At 38.4% G+C, this 20,325-nt stretch carries 13 protein-coding genes; 5 read left to right on the forward strand and 8 right to left on the reverse strand.

The genetic code is table 11. From position 1 onward, the window contains the following. Nucleotides 1–184: 184 nt before the first annotated feature. Entirely contained in the window at nt 185–1,054 is an 870-nt protein-coding gene (locus tag Q360_RS0120650) for an AraC family transcriptional regulator (protein WP_027078777.1), read from the reverse strand. Between the two features lie 177 nt (nt 1,055–1,231). Here Q360_RS0120650 and Q360_RS0120655 point away from each other — a divergent pair, with 177 nt between their 5' ends. The 4 genes from Q360_RS0120655 (at nt 1,232) to Q360_RS0120670 (ending at nt 10,737) form a co-directional block, all read left to right on the forward strand. Beyond that, nucleotides 1,232–4,735 carry a PVC-type heme-binding CxxCH protein gene (locus tag Q360_RS0120655; RefSeq protein WP_036196350.1) on the forward strand — a complete coding sequence of 1,168 codons (3,504 nt, stop codon included), beginning with the start codon at nt 1,232–1,234 and terminating at the stop codon, nt 4,733–4,735. A gap of 19 nt (nt 4,736–4,754) precedes the next feature. Beyond that, complete coding sequence (locus tag Q360_RS0120660) at nt 4,755–5,615, forward strand: sugar phosphate isomerase/epimerase family protein (RefSeq protein WP_027078779.1); 861 nt, start codon at nt 4,755–4,757, stop codon at nt 5,613–5,615. A 70-nt stretch (nt 5,616–5,685) separates the two neighbouring features. After that, nucleotides 5,686–9,582: a PVC-type heme-binding CxxCH protein gene (locus tag Q360_RS0120665; RefSeq protein ID WP_027078780.1), complete on the forward strand. Its 3,897-nt coding sequence runs from the start codon at nt 5,686–5,688 to the stop codon at nt 9,580–9,582. 21 nt (nt 9,583–9,603) lie between these two features. Then, nucleotides 9,604–10,737: a Gfo/Idh/MocA family oxidoreductase gene (locus Q360_RS0120670; protein ID WP_211251609.1), complete on the forward strand. Its 1,134-nt coding sequence runs from the start codon at nt 9,604–9,606 to the stop codon at nt 10,735–10,737. 111 nt (nt 10,738–10,848) lie between these two features. On the opposite strand, the gene Q360_RS0120675 is transcribed toward Q360_RS0120670, so the two are convergent. From Q360_RS0120675 to Q360_RS27540, 7 genes are all read right to left on the reverse strand, one after another. Beyond that, nucleotides 10,849–11,592 (reverse strand): acyl-CoA desaturase, encoded by a 744-nt coding sequence (locus Q360_RS0120675; RefSeq protein WP_027078782.1) that lies wholly within the window; start codon nt 11,590–11,592, stop codon nt 10,849–10,851. Nucleotides 11,593–11,659: 67 nt separating this feature from the next. Next, nucleotides 11,660–12,229, reverse strand: a complete 570-nt coding sequence (locus Q360_RS0120680; RefSeq protein ID WP_027078783.1) for a Crp/Fnr family transcriptional regulator — start codon at nt 12,227–12,229, stop codon at nt 11,660–11,662. 421 nt (nt 12,230–12,650) lie between these two features. Continuing rightward, entirely contained in the window at nt 12,651–14,099 is a 1,449-nt protein-coding gene (locus tag Q360_RS0120685) for a tagaturonate reductase (protein ID WP_027078784.1), read from the reverse strand. Nucleotides 14,100–14,104: 5 nt separating this feature from the next. Then, nucleotides 14,105–15,757, reverse strand: coding sequence for a UxaA family hydrolase (locus Q360_RS0120690; RefSeq protein ID WP_027078785.1), 1,653 nt, complete (start codon nt 15,755–15,757; stop codon nt 14,105–14,107). Nucleotides 15,758–16,498: 741 nt separating this feature from the next. Next, entirely contained in the window at nt 16,499–16,678 is a 180-nt protein-coding gene (locus Q360_RS27535; RefSeq protein WP_394331967.1) for a hypothetical protein, read from the reverse strand. Between the two features lie 203 nt (nt 16,679–16,881). Beyond that, nucleotides 16,882–17,004, reverse strand: a complete 123-nt coding sequence (locus tag Q360_RS26890; protein WP_245603345.1) for a Fic family protein — start codon at nt 17,002–17,004, stop codon at nt 16,882–16,884. A gap of 260 nt (nt 17,005–17,264) precedes the next feature. Then, nucleotides 17,265–17,360: a hypothetical protein gene (locus tag Q360_RS27540; RefSeq protein WP_394331968.1), complete on the reverse strand. Its 96-nt coding sequence runs from the start codon at nt 17,358–17,360 to the stop codon at nt 17,265–17,267. 439 nt (nt 17,361–17,799) lie between these two features. On the opposite strand from Q360_RS27540, the gene Q360_RS0120700 reads away from it, so the two are divergent. After that, nucleotides 17,800–20,226, forward strand: coding sequence for an alpha-L-rhamnosidase (locus tag Q360_RS0120700; protein ID WP_027078786.1), 2,427 nt, complete (start codon nt 17,800–17,802; stop codon nt 20,224–20,226). Nucleotides 20,227–20,325 lie beyond the last annotated feature (99 nt).

The following is a 20,325-nucleotide window of genomic DNA, read 5'->3' on the forward strand; positions in this document are numbered from 1 at the left end:
TTGTACTACTAAAATACATGTTTAAGATGTACTCTAGTTAAGCAGCACTTTTCAGGCTTGTAAGTATGCTGAAGGTAAGTAAGTGTATCTAGAAGCTAAGTATTTATTTGCGAGTCTTATAAGATGCAATGGTATTTGGAGTAAATGGAAGAATTTATTGTAATATTTGAATCTAGCTTTAAAATCATTTGTTATTATAACGTTTTTTATATTCCAAAGGCGTTCTTTTTGTAATGGTTTTAAATTGCCTATTAAAGTTGGATAGTGTTCGAAATCCACTTTCGTAACATGCTTGGGAGGCATTCTTTTTTTGATCTAGAAGTAATTTGCACGCATGACCTATCCTTATTTCGCTTACGAATTCAGAAAAGGTTTTATTGGCGTGAGTTTTAAAGTATCTGCTGAATGAAGTGGGGGTCATGTTGATTAAGGAGGCGAGTTCTAAAATGGTGAGTTTCCGATAAAAATTCTTCATTACGTGTGCATAAACTCTGTTCATTCTTAGGGTATCTCCTTCTCGGAGTGTATTCGTGTAGCCAGAACTTGCTAGCAGCTTTATATTATGTGTTTGAGATAGATTATTTAGAATATGCAAGAGTCCAAGTACGGCATCAAAACCTTCAAGGAACGGTAGCTGCAATATCATTTGTGCTATAGTATTTATTGAATTATTGGTGACATCAAAACCGCGTAAGCTTTTTTTGAATAATTGCCGAATCTTAATTCCTTCCTCTTTATTTAAGAGGGAATCGCTGATAAAATTTTCATGAAAATACACTACAATACCTTCAGCTTCAGTATCTTTTTTAGAAGTGTTTTTTTCTAAATCACTTCTCCAAAGATGGGGTAGGTTGGGCCCAAGAAAAGTAATATCTCCCTCCTTAAATGGTTTCACATGGTCGCCAATGAATCGAGTCCCTTTTCCTTTCAACACCATAAATAATTGATATTCTGGATGAAAGTGCCAATTAGGATCAAAAAAGGGTTGTTTTAACTCTTGGACAACAAAGGAATGAGCTATAGGAATAGGCGATTTTTGTAATGCAGATTTCAAAATAAAAGTATTTAGATTTTTTTAGTAGTAGCGCTAAACCTGAAAAAGAATACTAACTTATCAATTAACTAGTTAAAATTAAAATAATATGATATAATAAAGTCGGTATTAGGTATAAAAAAGTCTTTTTTCAATTTTTTTTACTCCTAATTTTAATCAACTTTTATACATAGGATAATGGATATTATTTTTAAAAGATTCACGTTTCTCCCTTTTGTAGTTATTTTTTTAATGGGTTGTACAGCCGATAGTAAAAAAAAATTCGTGGATAATCAGCCACGTAGGATTGAAATACTATTCCTAGGTCACTCGCAAGAGCATCATAATTCAAAGGCCTATTTCCCGCTATTGACAGCAGCATTAACAAACGAGGGTATCAATATTACCTACACCGAAAATGTCAATGACCTTAATACAAAAAACCTTGATTTATATGATGGACTCATAGTTTATGCTAATCACGAAAGTATTGCTCCAAATCAGGAAAAGGCGTTACTTAATTTTGTGTCCGAAGGAAATGCTTTTATACCCATACATTCCGCCAGCTTTTGTTTTAAGAACGCAGCAGAATATATCAATTTAGTAGGTGCCCAGTTTATGGAACATGGTACTGGAACCTTCAATGCCACAATCGTAGCTAAGGAACACCCTACGATGTTGGGATTGGAAGAGTTTTCAACTTGGGATGAAACTTATGTGCACGACAAAATTGCGGATGATATTACAGTGTTAATGGAACGGGTGGAAGCAGAACACCGTGAACCGTGGACATGGGTTAAAAAATATGGTAAAGGAAAAGTTTTTTATACCGCTTATGGTCATGATGAACGTACTTGGAACAAACCAGAATTTCAACAATTGATTAAAAATGGGATTTTATGGGCAGTAGATGTAAATACTAAAAAAAATTGGGAAGCATTTTCCAAGGATATTCCAAAATTGACATATGAAGAGCGAGAAGGTATTCCTAATTATGAAAAGCGGGACCCAGCATTAAAATACCAAATACCTTTATTGCCAGAACAATCTGCAAAATTGATTCAGGTACCGGCGGGTTTTGACCTTCAACTTTTTGCTTCAGAACCGGATATCATTAACCCTATTGCTATGAACTGGGATGCGAAAGGACGCCTTTGGGTAATAGAAACCGTGGATTACCCCAATACGGTAAGGGATGATAAAGGTTTGGGAGACGATAAAGTGAAAATACTTGAGGATACCAATGGAGACGGAAGGGCTGACAAGGTTACTGTATTTGCTGAGAACCTGAATATTCCCACCAGTTTTGTGTTTTACGATGCCGGTATTATCGTTTCCCAGGCCCCACATTTTCTATTTTTGAAGGATACCAATGGAGACGACAAAGCAGATGTTAGAGAAGTTATTATGGATGGCTGGGGAGTTTTTGATACGCATGCTGGGCCATCTAATCTTCAAAATGGAATTGATAACAATATTTATGGTGTGGTCGGCTATTCAGGATTTAAAGGGAATATCTATGGTCAAGATTTAGAATTTAACCAGAATATGTACCGGTTTAACCCCCATAAAAAAATCTTTGAGGTTTTAATAAATACGAGTAACAACACTTGGGGCTTGGGTATAACAGAAGATAATTCTTTGTTTGCTTCAACAGCGAATAATACCCATAGTGTCTTCTTAGGTATTCCTAATAAAATTATGGCAGGTGTAACAGGGATTCCGGCTCAAGGTAGCTTAAAAATAGATGGACATTATGATATGCAGCCTATCACTAAAAACTATAGACAAGTAGATGTTTTTGGAGGTTTTACCGCTGCCGCTGGACATCATTTCTATACCGCTCGCAAGTACCCTAGTTCTTACTGGAACAAAGTTGCTTTCGTCTGTGAACCTACTGGTGGTCTTGTACATATCGCTACTATAATAAAGAAGGGTGCCGGTTATATGGAAGAAGATGGAGGTAACCTATTTGCGAGTTCTGATGAATGGGTATCTCCCGTAGAAGCCAAGGTAGGGCCAGATGGTAATGTGTGGGTGGCAGATTGGTACAACTTTATCATCCAACACAATCCCACTCCAAGAATGGATAGAGGCGGCTTTGATGCTGAAAATGGAAAGGGTAATGCGTATGTTAATCCCTTACGAGACAAGTCAAGAGGACGTATTTGGCGTGTGGTTCCTAAGCAATCAACTGAAGAGCACATGTTTACTTTAGATAAGGGAGACCCAGAAACATTGCTAGCTGCGCTATCAAATGAGAATATGTTTTGGAGAATGACTGGTCAACGGCTGTTGATAGAAAGGGCCAATACGGATGTGCTGAAATCGTTATTTAAATTGGCAAATGATTCAAAAGTAGATGAAATGGGTTTAAATCCTGCGGCTTTGCACGCCTTTTGGACCATAGCGGGATTAGTGCATTTGCAAACCGATATAGAAGCTTATAAAGTTATTCAAGGGGGCCTTTACCACCCTTCTGGTGCTGTTCGTAAAGCGGCGATTCAAATACTTCCTAAAAATAAAACTACGGATGCAGCTATAATTGATTCCAAAGTTTTATCCGATACCAATCCATCCGTGTTATTAGCGGCACTACTTTTTGTTGCAGAAAGACCAGCATCTAAAAAAGTGGGTAAAATTATATATGGACTAAGTCAAGATGAGCGTGTTACAAAAGACAGTTGGCTCTCAAAAGGACTGTATGCAGCTGCTAGTAGCCATGCTGATGGATTTATGAAGGAGTATGTCAAAGCTAATCCAGCTTTTGATATAGATGCCGCTATCAGTGGGCAAAGACAAGCTATGGACTATAACGATAACAATTGGAAAACGATGGAATTACCCCAATACATAGAAGATGCAGGTCTGGATATCAACGGAGTTATATGGTTTCGTAAAAATTTTAACGTCAACAATAGTGGTGGTTCGGCTTATGTCTCCTTAGGACGTATAGATGAATCTGACGTAGTGTATATCAATGGAAAACAAATTGGTGTTACCGAAAAAGATGCTCAAAGCTTTAGATCGTATAAGGTACCAAAAGGAGTATTAAAAAGTAATGGAAACACCATTGTGGTTCGAGTAGAGGATGCCAATGGTAAAGGGGGTTTTCATGGAAAGCCAGAGTGGATGCATATACGTTCTGGCGGTAAAAATGTCGGGCTTTCTGGGAGTTGGAAATATGAAGTAGAAACTGACTTTTCTCAAAGTGTACGTAATTCGTTTGGTGGTACTTCGATGGATGATATGTTTGCCAAAAACTATATGAATAATCAATTTGTATTAAAAAAAAGGGTGGAAACTCCAAACGAAAAAGCAACTTTGATTACCATTAAGACCGTTAAGAATGAAATGAAATATAATATTACCGAGTTTACGGTACAGGCAGGAAAACCTGTAGAACTGGTACTTGATAATGTAGATTTTATGCAGCATAATATAGTTATTGTAAAGCCTGGTACAAAAGAGATAGTAGGAATTGCAGCAGATCAAATGGCTATGGATTCTAATGGTGTGGAACAAGATTACATTCCAAAAATAGAAGAAGTGCTCTTTGCCTCTGCTTTGGTTGATCCCGAGCAAAAAGTGACTTTAAAATTTATTGCGCCCAGCGAACCAGGGACGTATCCATTTATCTGTACCTTCCCTGGTCATTGGCAAATTATGCAGGGGGTTATGAAAGTTATGGTGTCTAATTAAGTTTAAAAACGTAAAATATATGCCTGAAAACTTAAAATATGGTGTAAGTACGTGGCTATGGGAATCCCCTTTTATTACTACTTCAGTTTCACTATTTCCTATGATTAAAAAAATGGGATTTGATATCGTTGAGATTCCTGTGGAAGACCCTGCTCTTATTAATGGCGAAATAGTTAAAAAGGCATTAATAGCGCATGGTTTAAAAGCAACCATTTGCGGTGTATTTGGACCCACTAAGGATTTGACTTCTAATGATGTTTCTATTCATGAAAATTGCTTCCGTTATGTAGAGCAATGTTTTGAACTCTGTAATTTATTGGGCGTTGATTTTTTAGCTGGACCCATCTATTCTGCTGTAGGTAAAGCTCGAATGATACCGCAAGACCAACGGAAAGTGGAATGGGAATTGGCCGTTACTAATGTTCGTAAAGTTTGTGAAATAGGAAAGGCTTCTGGGCAATATATAGCGCTAGAACCATTAAATCGTTTTGAATCGGATTTGGTCAATACTGCTGCCGATGTTATGCGGCTAATAACGGATATCAACCACGAAAATGCAATGGTTGTACTAGACGGTTTTCACATGACCATAGAGGAAAAAAATATCCGACAGGCGATAAATAGGGTAGGCGATAAACTCATTCATATTCAGGTTTCTGAAAATCACAGGGGAATTCCCGGTACTGGATTGACCCCTTGGAACGAGTTTAAATTGGGTTTACAAGACATTGATTACAAAGGCGCTATGGTTATCGAAAGTTTTACACCAGAAATCAAGGAACTGGCCGGCGCGGTCTGTATTTGGAAGCATTTGGCACCCAGTCAGGATGAATTTGCCTTGGAAGGGTTGCGGTTTTTAAAAAAAATATTCAATTCGTAATCATACCAACATGAACATATCAATAAAGCGGCGCACCTAACTTTAAAAAATAGGAACTAATAAAGATATAATGAGAAAAATAGTAATTCTACTACTAGGGCTTACCTGTCTAATCGCCTGCAAACAAAAAAAAGAAAAAGAGATGGCTTCGGCTGATTTTAAGGCCCCCAGTTTCTATATCGAACAGACCGATACTGAAATAAAGGTTTTTGCCGATGGCGGATCAGCTGTCGTAGTTACTCAAAATACGCTACCAGATTTCCGTCCATATATCCATCCTATTCTAGCGCCTGGTACAGCGGTGGAACTTACTCAGTTTAGTCCAGGGCATCACAAACATCAGACCGGCCTTTACTGGGGTTTTACCCGGGTAAACGGGACAGGAGCATCTGCCGATGAATTAAAAAAGTGGTTCTATGACCTAGAAAAGCCAAAGGAAATTCAGAAAAAGATAGGGCTAGACTTTTTCCATAACCCCGACGGAGACCATTGGCAAAAAGTATCTTCCGAAGTGTTGGTTGCCAAGGGAAAAGAAGTGCAATGGAAAACCGTCTACACTATGTTGGACAGAGACAAAAACCCAATACTAAAAGAGACCCAAACGTGGACTTTTACCCAGAAAGACAATAAATATTTCTTAAGCTTAGAGTGGCAAGGCGAAGCTTTGACCGACTTTACGGTCAATGAATTTGATTACGGCGGACTGTTTCTTAGAATGCCCTGGGAGAAAGGGATAAAAGGAGAGGTAGTGAATGCCGCACGCCAAAGAAATGAAAAAGCAAACGGGCAAAGAGCAATGTGGGCCGATGCTGGAATGGAAATCGATGGCCTTGAAGAGTGGGGGCACATCGCGATTTTGGACCATACGGGAAACACAGGCTATCCACAACCTTGGCGTGTAGACGGACAGTTGGGTATGGGTCCGGTATTGGCAAAATTAGGAGATTGGCAGATAAAAAAAGGAGAGACAAAAATTTTTAAACATCAGATTGTAGCCTATACTGGGGAATTGGACGAAACAAAACTGAACGATCTTTGGGGTGAGTATGTGGGCGATAAAGGGATATACAATACGATTTCACTATGGGAGCTTGCCAAACAGGAAGGTCGGGATGCAAAATTTATGAGCCCTAAGGAGGCCGTGGAGGCGATGACAATTAAAGAAGGGTTTACCGTGAATGCCTTTGCCTCTGAACCTATGATTACCCAGCCCATGGCCTTTTGTTGGGACAACAGGGGAAGGATGTGGATTGCTGAAAACAGGGACTATGAGTCCAGACAAAAAGGATTTTCCGGTTCCGGTGACAGTAGAATCCTTATACTTGAAGATACAGACCACGATGGCGTAGCGGACAGTAAAAAAATATTTATGGAAGGCATCCCTTTTCCTGCGGCCATCGCGGTGGGGCATGGTGGCGTATTTATAGGCGCCCCACCTAACCTCCTTTTTGTCCCCGATAAAAATGGGGATGACAAGGCTGATGAAAATGAAACAAAGGTTTTGTTGACCGGTTGGGGCATACGTGATCGGCACGAGACGATTAATAGTTTCCTTTGGGGTCCTGACGGTTGGCTTTATGGCCTTGAGGGATTTGCGACACCTTCAAAAATTCGTATACCTAAGGCTGGAGAAGGTCGACTTTATAAGCATAGGGATGAGTTTCCAAAAGATTTATTGGAAGCCGATGGTGTAGATGTAAATGGAGGCGTTTGGAGGTATCATCCAATAAAGGATCGCTTTGAGGTAGTCGCGCATGGTTTTAGTAATCCTTGGGGCATCGATTATGATGCTAAGGGACAATTGTTTATTTCTGCCTGCGTCATCCCACATATGTTTCATGTAATACCTGGTGGTATTTACCACAGGCAGGGCGGTCAGCATTTCAACCCTTATGTATACGAGGATATCAAGACCATAGTAGACCACAGGCACCGTTCGGCGCATGGCGGCGCGCGTATCTATCAATCGGATGCTTTTCCTGCTGAACATCAAGGGCGACTCTTTATGTCGAATATCCATGAACATGCTGTACTTTCTGATATTTTGACACCGAACGGCTCTGGTTTTACCGCCAGCCATGGGGAAGATTTTATGATGGCTAACAATGCCCAATGGATAGGATTCAGTATGGAGGTAGGGCCGGCAGGGGACCTTTATGTGCTCGACTGGCATGATGCGGAAATATGTGGTGATGCCGTTGTCAATAAGGATACGGGCAGGATATATCGAATGATGCCCGAAAAATCGGAGGCCGAAAACTGGTCCGGACGGTTTGATGACCTCAATATAAAAAGCGATATGGAACTAGTGGGACTGCAGCTGAGTAAAAGTAATTGGCATGCGCAACGGGCGCGTGTGATATTGCAATACCGTGCCTCTAAAAACGCTTTAGAGCGCGCCGCCATAAATCGGTTGAACGATTTGCTAGCCAATACTAAAAATGAAGATACCCGCCTCAGGGCATTATGGTCCCTATGGATAACCGACAATATAAGTACGGAAAAACTAGTAGGTTTATTGGACGATACCGATGAATACGTGCGCTCTTGGGCCATTCAGTTTTTGGTAGAGGATGAAAAACCATCGTCAACAGCCGTCCAAAAGTTAGCCACTTTGGCAAAAAAGGAATCCTCGCCCGTTGTCCGCCGTTACTTGGCAGGAGCTTTACAGCGCATGAACGGGAAAGATCGCTGGGATATCGCATCGGCCTTGGTAAAATACAAGGAGGATGCCAATGACCCGAATATTCCACTGATGCTCTGGTTTGGCATAGAGCCTTTGGTAGCCAAACAGCCGGAAAAAGCTATAGCCTTGGCAAAGCAATGTAAAATACCATCGTTGGTTCAAAAAATAGCAAGACGCTTGGTCGATGGAAATCAAATGGAACAATTGATTGCGGCCATCGGCGATAAATCTGGCGTACAAAAGGATCTTTTAAACGGTTTATTGGCAGGAATGGAGGGGAATTCAGAATTAAAAGAACCATCGAATTGGGCAAGAAGCTACAAGCGTTTGCAATCAGATGAGGAACTTTCGGCCATTGCCGATGAAGTCGCCCAAAATTTTGGGAATGCCGAAGTGGCCAAAAAATTATTGACCATACTAAACAATCCGGAAGCAAATCTTGCCGAGAAGAACAACGCGATCCAGAGGTTGGCTAACAAACAAAATTCTGAATTACAGAAAATCGTCCCAAAATTATTAGAAGATAAAGAATTACGATTAGAGGCTATCAAGGCGATAGCGGCCTATGATAGTCAAGATTTGGGAAGGGCCTTGTTCCAAAAATATAGCAGTCTTGCCGCAGCCGAAAAGGAAGAGGCCATATTGACTATGGCCTCTAGGCCTACTTATGGTCAGTTTTTAGGCGATGCTCTTAAAAATGGTACCATACCAAAATCAGATATTCCCGCACACGCAGTATTGCAATTGAGAGCTGTATTGGGTAACGGATTTGTGGAAATCTGGGGACCTATCGACGACATATCGCAGACACTACAGCAGGAATACAGGAAATACTCCACATTGCTGACCGATGCCGCCCTCTCTAAGGCAAATCTGTCAAACGGTAAGGAAATCTATGAGCGTACTTGCGCGGCCTGCCATATATTACATGAAGAAGGCGGCGAGATTGGCCCTGACCTTACGGGGTCTAACCGTACCAATACTACCTATTTGATGAGCAATATCCTAAATCCGAGCGGAGATGTGCAGGACGATTATAAATTAGTGGTTGTCACAACACAGGATGGTCGAACCTACAGCGGAAATATTATTGGCGAAAACGATAGGAACATCACCTTGCGCGTGGTAGGCCAGGCTCCTATTAACATCAACAAATCACAGATACGTACCAGAGATATTTCTGAAAAATCGATGATGCCCGAAGGTTTGCTGAACAATCTGAACGATCAGGAAGTATTGGATTTGATAGGCTATTTGAAAAAATTGGAACCGTCAGTATAACTTGTAAATAAACTGCTAATTATGAATACCAAAATAATAAGAATTGCCATTGTAGGCCTAGGCTTCGGAGCTGAGTTCATCCCTATTTATCAAAAACACCCCAACGCCAATCTGGTCGCTATTTGCCAACGTAACGAAGCAAAATTGAACGAACTAGCGGACGTATTTGGTATCGAGAAGAGATATACTTCTTATGAAGAATTGCTAGAGGATGATGCTATTGATGCAGTACATATCAATACGCCCATTCCCAATCATGGTATTCAATCTATAAAAGCATTAAAGGCGGGAAAGCATGTCGCCTGTACCGTACCAATGGCGACTACGGTGGAAGAATGTCAAGAAATCGTCCGTTTGACCGAGGAAACAGGAGTAACGTATATGATGATGGAAACAGTCGTCTACGCTAGAGAATTCCTATTTATGAAAGAACTCTATGATAATGGCGACCTTGGTAAAGTTCAATTTTTAAAAGCCAGTCATCAACAAGATATGGATGGTTGGCCCAACTATTGGCCTGGTCTACCGCCTATGCATTATGCAACGCATTGTGTTGGCCCTGTTTTGGGACTAACAAGAGGCGAAGCGGAGTATGTTTCCTGTTTTGGCTCGGGAACGATTCGTCAGGAATTAATAAAGGAATATAATTCTCCCTATGCGGTGGAGACCACGCATATCAAATTTCGGAATTCAGATTTGAGCGCACAAGTGTATCGTTCCTTGTTTGATGTAGCGCGTCAATACCGGGAGAGTTTTGAAGTTTATGGTTCTAAAAAATCAGTAGAATGGCCATTAATGGAAGGTAAACCCTTGGTAATCCATACTGCCAAAAAACCAGAGACCGAAATTCCAGAGGAAGTTCAGAGTCCAGATTTTGCAAAATTACTACCCAAAGAGATTCAGCATTTTACGACCGAAGGTGTTTATGATGATGAAGAGCACCAACACCTTTCTTTTACGCAAGGTGCTGGTCATGGAGGCTCACATCCGCATTTGGTGCATGAATTTGTCAATGCTTTAGTTCAAAAAATCGCTCCTTACCCAAATGCCAAACAATCTGCCAACATAACTTGTGTTGGTATATTGGCACATGAATCAGCTTTAAATGGAGGTGAAATCATGCAACTTCCAGAATTCACGTTCACAAATTTATAATTTAGTCACACATTAAATCAAACACTCCATAGAGTTCTTAGGAATATTTCTAAGCTAATGCCTTGATGTAATGAAATTCAGATAGCATAAATTTAGGTACTATATCAACAACTATAGCTTTTTAACCCTTACCGGTTTTAACTGAATATAGCCAAGAGCATCTAATAGCTTAATGATTAAATAAGTAATATCAATCTCATACCATTTTACACCAAAATTTGCTCGACTTGCATGTTTGTGATGATTATTATGATACCCTTCTCCCATCATCAAAAAATCAAAACGAAAGAGGTTTTTACTGGTGTTTTTCATCTTATAATTAACATAGCCATAGATATGTCCAAACCAGTTAATTATCACGCCATGAATAGGCGCCATTAGTAAAGTTACTGGTAATAATAACCATTGCCACGAAGCTGTTGTGAAGTAAACAAAGAATAAAATGTAAAATATAATCCAAAGCAACCTAGAAAACCGAGAGCTAGCGAACGAGTCAAATTTTGTCCATTGCGGAACGTTTTTGGTGAAACGCGAATCAATTTGAACTCGTTGCTTATTAATGTCTTGATAGATTGTTTTTGTTTTCCACATCATCGCAAATAAGTTGGCATCGTGAGAAGGAGAATGCGGGTCGTCTTTTGTATCTGTGTAGGCATGATGCATGCGATGCATAATTCCATAACCATAAGCGCTTAAATAACTTGCGCCTTGAAAAACCCAAGTCAAAATAAAGGCAAGACGTTCCATACCTTTAGACATGGTAAAAACCTGATGCGCAGCATACCGATGCAAAAAGAAAGACTGAAAAAACAAGCCTCCATACCAGAGTACTAAAACGAAAATAACAATAACCATAACTTTTTTTACAAAGTTAAATCGATGTTATAAGCGAAACAATGAACCTAAATCAATAAAATGAGTCTCATAACCGTTTTCTAATTCTGCTTAAAGCCTGCGCAGTAACACCAATATAGGAACTGATGTATTTTAGCGGAATTACTTTTAAGAGTTCTGGTCTTTCTTTAAATAGCTTTACATAGCGTTGCTCTGCTGTAAGATGCAATAGGTCCTGTTCTCGCTTAGATTTGAGTAAGAAGAGGCGTTCTGCCGTTAACCTGCCAATAAGATTTCCAATTTGCGTTGTGTTATAGACGGCTTGCAAGTCGCTATAGCTTATACTTAAAATGCTAATTTCTGTAAGCGCTTGTAATTGATATGCAGAAGGTTTCTGTGTTAAGAAAGAATCATACGCACTAATAAACTGGTTCTTAAAACTAAAGCCAAAAGTGATTTCTTTTTCTGGGTCTTCCTTAGGAATATATAAGCGTACAACCCCATATTCAATAAAAGAAATTGCATTTTCTATCTCATTCAGTTTTAAAAAAACAGTTTTTTTTGCAATAACACGTTGCCGTAATTTTGAAGTAAAAAAATCCCAATCTCGGTCAGAAATAGTCGCTATTTGATCTAAGTAAGTTTTTATTTGTTTCAAATCAGTTAATCGTAATGATTAGGTGTACAAAGATAATTATTCATAGGTGCTCTGTTGTGATTGCTGAGAATTTAATCGCCTTGGACACAAAGTACTTTTTTTATGCTTGTGTCAAATAGTGGTACCTATTTGAAGGGGTAAGCGACTTCCCTAGGAGGTTTGAACTTTTTGCGCTTAAATCAATCAAAGTGAAGTGCTTATTAATCATGCTTGCTATAATTCTTGTAATTACCCATGCAGGTGTTTACATGCGGTTACTATATCAAAATATATTTAATTAAAGCGCATGGAAATCGCTACAGATAAAAACTATTTGATTATTTATTCATCCATAGCATGGGGGTTCGTGCTTCCAGAAATGTTGCTACGAAACGATTGTTAGCATCGAATGTGATTATGTTGTTTTTTTAATTTGTACGTTCTACAAATTCTTCAAAGCGTGTCTTATTCCATTTTTTTGAATAGCAGTAATGTTTAGGGTAACCATTTCCGTTAATCCAGTCAATTGATTTAAATCTGATTCCCAAATGGCAGTTTCGCTTAAAATAGCGTTTACCAAAGTGAATATATTTATTTTATTTTTTAAATACTGCTCCCATTTTTCCGCAAAATAGGCAATGACTTTTGGGTCGTCATTTAGATTTATTTGCTCCCCATTGTATTCTCCTTTGTGAAAAAGTAGGAGTGCCGATAGCCCGAACACGATACGTTTCGGAAGCTCTTCTTCACTCTTAAGATAATCTTTCAGCGCAGGTAGTAAACGCGCTACGAATTTAGAGGTGCTATTTAGCGAAATACTTATTAAATGATGTTGCAACAGTGGATTTCTAAATCGATTTAGAACATCTGCCACGAATTGATGTTTTACCGCATCTGGAATATCAAGGGTAGGTGCTGCTTCCTCCATTAATAATTTTTTCACGTAGCTGTTAACAATATTGTCGTCCATAGCCTCTTTTACGAATCGCATTCCTGCTAAATAAGCGACAGGAACCATAGCTGTGTGTGCTCCATTCAATATACGTACTTTCATTTTACGATACTGCGCCAAGTCATTTACGAAAGTTACGTTTAGCGTAGTTTTACTAAATGGAAGTTCTTTTTGAACCAATTGCGGACCCTGAATCACCCAGCTGTGATAGTATTCCCCTGCAACCATGAGCTGGTCGGAGTATCCTGTCGCAGTTTGTATCTCATCTTTACGATCAGTTGGGTAGCCAGAAACAATACGATCTACTAGTGTACTACAGAAATAATTGGCTGTTTCTATCCAATGTTTAAAGGCATCTCCCAGTTGCCAATGTTCACTATTTTTTAAGATAATCTCTTTGAGAACTGTCCCGTTATCCTCAATTAATTCAAGCGGTAATAGTATGCAGCCTTTAGTGCTGTCACCATGAAAATGCTGAAACCGGTGGTACAACCATATGGTTAGTTTTGCCGGAAATTCTTTTGGTGGATTATCATTAAAAGCATCTTCTGGGTTGAACCGTATGCCTACTTCGGTAGTATTGGAAGTGATATATCGAATACTAGGTTCACGCGCCAATGCTAAATAGTTTTCCCATTCCGTATAAGGGTTGATTACTGCTGTTACACAGCTTACTATTTTTTTTTCGGCCACTAAGCTTCCGTTTTTGATACCGTCCAAAATCACGGTAAACAAACCGTCCTGAGATTTTAAAAGTTGGTAGTCGCCCCGTTTCGTTGGTTTTACGATTACTACGCCCCCGTTAAAATCGGTTTGTTCGTTCATTATTTGTATCATCCAGTCTACGAAGGCGCGTAGAAAGTTTCCTCCCCCAAACTGCATTACCTTCAATGGCAATGTTTTGTGAATAGCCGTTGTTGTTCTGTTTAGTTGCTTCATTTTCTCTATAATGAAATACCCCGTTTCCAAGGAATAAAATCATCTTGTCCTAATCGTACCGCAGCAGGGCTAATGGTTCCGTTGGCGACTTGTATGAGATATTCTAGTAATTCGGCTCCTTTTGCTTCTATGGTGTCATCACCGGTTATGATACCGCCCGTATTAAAGTCTATAATATCTTTCATGCGATCGCTCAGCGTGTTGTTACTAGATATTTTGATAACGGGTGCTATAGGATTCCCCGTCGGCGTACCTAAGCCAGTAGTGAAACAAATAAGGGTACACCCAGAACCTGCGAGGCCTGTCGTACTTTCAACATCATTACCGGGAGTACACAGTAAATTTAGTCCTTTTTTGGATATGGGTTCTGCATAGTCCAAAACATCTGTTATTGGACTAGTACCCCCTTTTTTTGCTGCCCCTGCAGATTTCATGGCATCCGTAATGAGACCGTCCTTAATATTCCCAGGGGAAGGATTGTTTTCAAACCCCGAACCTAAAGCTACTGCCTTTGCCGAATAGGCACGCATTAACTGTTCGAATTTTTCGGCCTTTTCCCTAGTATCACAACGGTTTATTAATTCTTGTTCTACTCCGTTTAGTTCTGGAAATTCTGATAAAACCGTAGTTCCGCCCAAGGCTACCAATAGGTCAGAGGCATATCCCAACGCAGGATTGGCAGAAATTCCAGAAAAACCGTCCGAGCCCCCGCATTCCAATCCTAATGTCAAATGGCTCAAGGGAGCTGGTTTACGTTCTGTTTTATTAGCGGCTATTAATCCCAAAAAGGTCTTCTTAACGGCTTCTTCAATAAAGTGTCTTTCGCTTTTACTTTTCTGCTGCTCTAACACCACTAAGGGTTTTGTGAAATTGGAATCCCGTTTTGCAATGGCCGCCTCCAATAGCTTGTATTGTGCATTTTGGCAGCCTAAACTAAGAATGGTTGCCCCAGCCGTATTGGGATTCGTAATATAACCTGCCAATAGATTACAAAGCGTTTCCGAATCTTGTCGAATGCCGCCACAGCCACCATCATGGTTTAGGAATTTAATACCGTCTATATTATGAAAGGTTCTGTTCTGTTTGATTTCCTCCGGTGTTCTTAAAATGTCTGAAGCCAGTAGGGTCTCGTCAGATGCACCGTTTTTATATTGGTTCACCAAGCTTTTTGTATCCACTATAAAATCACTGGTGGTTGCATAGCCTAAAGCATCTAGAAGTGTAGACTTTATAACATCTACGTTTCTATTTTCACAAAAAACCAAAGGAATCACCAACCAATTATTACTAGTACCTACACTACCATCGTGTCTGTGGTAGCCGTTGAACGTACGGTTTTTAAAAGCATCTATATTTGGAGCCTCCCAAGACAATTTTTCATTTCTAATCTTATAATCTGAAGATGCATGCATTATATTCTTCGTAGTAAGTGTTTCTCCTTGAAGAATCGACTGGGTAGCCTTACCTACCAAACTACCGTACATGATGATTTTATCTCCTGCAGTAAAACTTTTTATTGCAAATTTATGCTTTGCTTTAGTAGTTGCTAGCAATTGAAAATTACTATTTAAATGGACAATAGAAGTACCTTTAGGCAAATCTGCTAAGGCGACCAGTACATTATCTTTAGGATGTATTTCTAGAAACTGTTTTGACATAAATTCGTATTACTTTATAAACGTTTCGGTAACCCCTATTTCTTCCTTTGTGAGAATAGGCTGAAAATATATTTATCTAAAACGCTAAACTAATTGTTCCTCAAGATTAAAAACCTTTTGTCAATTTACCAAAAGATTAGTATAAATTAAAACTCGGTATCGTCGCATCGGTACTTATTGAGGCTTTTTTGAATATTTATTTGCTGTCGTTTCGAATCCCAAGCAATAATAGTTTCGATATATTGTAGCCTTAACACAGGCTTTTTTTAATGACCGTAATCAAGCCATAAATAATTATTTATTTTTTATCAGTACGCTTTGCAAGAATCCAAAGATGCGTATAAGATGCAGAAGAATTAGTATAGTTGTCTTCTTTTAATATTCAGCAATCATCAGGACGAAAGTCAAATCAATTAAGCGAGTATTTACCCTTAATTTAAGTCCGGCTAAAATAATATGGACGCTTTGTAGATATTTAAAATCAAATCATAACGCCTGATATATTGCCATAAAAGAAAAAACCTTGCAAAACATACGATTAGTAAGGTTTTGGTCTTTAGTGGTAACCTGGCTGGGGCTCAAAATATTTATGTAACTATATAATATAGTGTAAGTTAAAATCTATATTCTAAAGTATGCACCGAAGAATGATACAGGTTGTATTTATTTTTAATAGCAACCTGTATGGACCCATTTGGCACCAAATAATACTCGTACTATAAATATCGGATTCCTATTTTATTATTTTTCTAAAATGGCCATCAATCGATAGTTAAGATATAATTTATCTCTAATCACCTTCACCGATTTTAGAAAATCTTCTTTTTTAAGATTTCTTAAGTAATTGCACACTGTTTTAAGTTTTCCTAAGCCTTTATCTATGGAATACTGCCTTTTGGTATTCCGTAATCTGAATAGAATTCCTTGGAGTTCTTTGGGATATGTTTGCGGTAATTTCTACTTTATTTCGGCATAGGTTCCATGATGGTAATGATACTTTGGCGAGGGAGTCCTTATTCTGATGTTGTTTCAATCATGCCGAGCATATCCAAACTTTCCAATATTACTTTTTGGTAACCAATCCTAGTTTTTAATAATAGGTTGCTTTATTAACCATGATATATTCACTTAGATAGATGACACCATATCCAATGATTTTCTAATTTGAGATAGAGTAGGAGTAATATACGACCCGTTCTTCCACTCACATCGGCGAAAGGATGAATTGCTTCAAATGAATAGTGCATAAAAGCTATTTCTATGATAGGGTTTAGCTTATTGTGCTTGTTAATGAATTTCACAAGTCGGCTAACTTATTCCTAATGATAACTCCTCTTGTCCTTGGTGAATATATGGTTTCCCCTTTGCTATTAAATATAAGTAGTTGCTCGAGTGGTCATGATTCTAGAAGTATTTTGTTTTATTCCTTTTACAAAATCATTGTAAAGGTTGGTCGTTATCAACGGTTTATTTCAATGATGTTTTAATCTATGCATAGTGCTTCTTTTTAACATATCACTTCTTTTGTCGAAGTGTTATCAAATCTTTCATCAGTGACCACTGGCAGATATAAATCGTCGTATGTGTTATGAATGTTTTCTATTTCGGAACATGCTTTTGCTTCTTAAAAAAAGAGTGTCTAGAAAAAGTATAGGGTTTGGTTGATTGGTAATGGCTTCATGTAATTTTGAAAATTTCTTGCTGGCCGTTATGGTTTTTTGAGAACAGCAATAGTTTCCAATTCCTGTTTTGTAGGTAATAAAAGAACATCATTTTAGTGATTATATTTGTTAATTGTATACGTTGGATAAGGAGTAGAATTTCACTTATAGGAATCGCAACAGTAGATACAGTAAAAAGTTATACTCGTTTTATGTTTAGGTATAACAGTTACTCTCGTTGGTTTATTAAAAAATACGTTTTTCTTTTATAAGAGCAGCCTCTAAATTTAGTTCTGTCGCATTTGCTAAAAATGAAAAGATTTTTATACTTTTCAAGTCACAAAATAGATACAAAACCATTGTGCTTCATTAAAAGATATAATGAAAATATTAAAATTACTTTTTGGAATTTGGGTGCTAGTACTTTTTTCATGTACTAGTGCTCCCGAACAACTAGTATCAAATTTAGAACTAGGTGATAATGCTTTTTGGATAGAAGATGGTATAGCACTTCCGAAAAGCGATTCTATTTTCTATTTAAATCACCCTTCACCACTTTTTAGAAAGGAGTTCAAAATAGCTAAAAGCATTAAATCTGCTTCTTTACATATAACAGCTGCTGGTTATTACAAAGTATCTATAAATGGAAATGGTATTGAGAAAAATGTACTTGATCCCGCATGGACAGACTTTAGTAAACGAATATATTATTCTGAATATGATGTTACTTCCCTTATTCAAGATGGTGACAATTGCATGGGGGTGTCACTTGGTAACGGTTTTTATAATCCTTTGCCAATGAGAAAATGGGGAGCAAGAAACCTGAGGGAGGACCTTACAGTTGGCAAACCGCTCTTTATCACAAAACTTTATATCAACTACGAAAATGGAGAATCAGAAGAGATTGTCTCTGATAATTCTTGGAAATATGCTTTAGGCCCAATTATAAAAAACAGTGTCTACATAGGAGTTGCCTATAACGCAAATAATGAATTAGACGGATGGGACAAAGCTGGGTTTGATGATTCGAAATGGCAAGCAGCTACTATTGGAAATCCTCCTGGCGGTAAACTCCAAAAGGCATTTTTTCCTCCTGTTGAAATAACCCAAGAAATAACTCCTGTCAGTATTTCTTCTCCTGATAAAGGCATTTGGATGGTTGATATGGGTGTCAATTTCACAGGTACTTATAAAATTAAATTATCTGGAAATGTAGGCGACACCATTACCTTTAAGTTTGGTGAACGCGTTTATGAGAATGGAAGAGTAAACCCTATGACCACGGTGGCAGGTCAAATTAAGAGAAAGGGAGTTGGCGGTCCTGGCTCTCCAGACATCGCATGGCAGACGGATAGCTATATCATAGGTAATAAAAAGGAGCAATGGTTCAGTCCTGATTTTACCTACCACACATATCGATATATGGAGATAACAGGTTTGAAAGAAAAGCCTAAAACTGATCACGTTCAGGGGCTTTTTATGCATACTAATGTCACCAATGAAAATAGCTTTTCCAGTTCATCGGAATTACTAAATTCGATTCAGGATGCTTCAGAACGGACATTTTTGGCAAATTTGGTAAGTGTTCAATCAGATTGTCCCGCCAGAGAAAAATTTGCCTATGGTGGTGATTTAAATGCTACAAGTGAAGCCTTTATTTATAATTTCGATATGCAATCCTTCTATCGTAAAACCATCTATGATTGGGTAGATGCTATGAAAGATTCAAGTTTTGTAGATACTGCACCATTTACAGGTATAGCATATTGTGGCATTAGTTGGGAATCAGCGTATTTGACCACGCAATATAATCTATACCTCTACTATAATGATATCGAAATCATCAAGGAACTTTATGATTTAAATAACCAATGGATGGATAAAGTAGCAACGATTCATCCTGAAGGAATTGTTGATGAAGGTTTAAGTGATCATGAATCACTGGAGCCCGTTCCTGTGCAACTCACTGGTACTAGTCATTATTTGCAATGTGCTCGTATCATGAAGACCTTTGCCGGCGTAATGGGCAAAGAGGTAGATATAAAAAAATATGAAGCGTTGGCTGATAAATTAAAAAATCAGATAAGAGGTGAATTTTGGGACAAACAATTCATGGGCAAAATTAATCGACAAACGCTATTTTCGACTTTACTCTATCACAAGATTATACCGAAAGATGATATTCCTGCGGCAATGGATTCATTACTAATGGCAATTAAAAAGGGACCATCAGAACATTTTAATACCGGTATTTTTGGCACTAAGTATGTGTTAGAAACCTTAGCTGAAAACGGTGCTCCAAATGCAGTTTTTGATATCGTGAATAGCACAACATATCCAGGTTGGGGCTTTATGATTAATCAAGGAGCAACTTCAATATGGGAAACATGGAAAGAGAGCGATAATACATATTCGAATAACCATCCAATGTTCGGGACAGTTTCAGAGTGGTATTATCGATGGTTAGCTGGTGTAAGACCTGATCCAGATTATCCAGGATTTAAAGAGTTTTTTATAACACCCACTACGCCTAAAGGGCTTCAATTTGTGAACTGCACTTATAATTCCCCATATGGAGCAATCGTATCTAATTGGAAAAAGATATCATCCAAGAGTTATATCTATGAAATAAAGATTCCTAATGATACCAAGGCCAATATAACGTTGCCAGTGTACCAATCACAAATATTGGTAATTAGTAATGAAGAGGGAATAATCCAATCTAGTAGGATTGATGGTGTGCAGACTGGGCAATTTTCTTTACAAGAAGGAGACTACGTGATTACAGTAACGTCTGAACAGGAATAGCTACTGATGTACAACTTGGAATCAGCTTCAGAATTCCCTAGTTATACGAATGGCCAAGTGTTATCAACGGATATGACTATTGAAAAAAATAATGAAAGC

Origin of the sequence: Maribacter antarcticus DSM 21422, from assembly GCF_000621125.1 — a bacterium.
In the GTDB taxonomy this organism is placed as follows: domain Bacteria; phylum Bacteroidota; class Bacteroidia; order Flavobacteriales; family Flavobacteriaceae; genus Maribacter; species Maribacter antarcticus.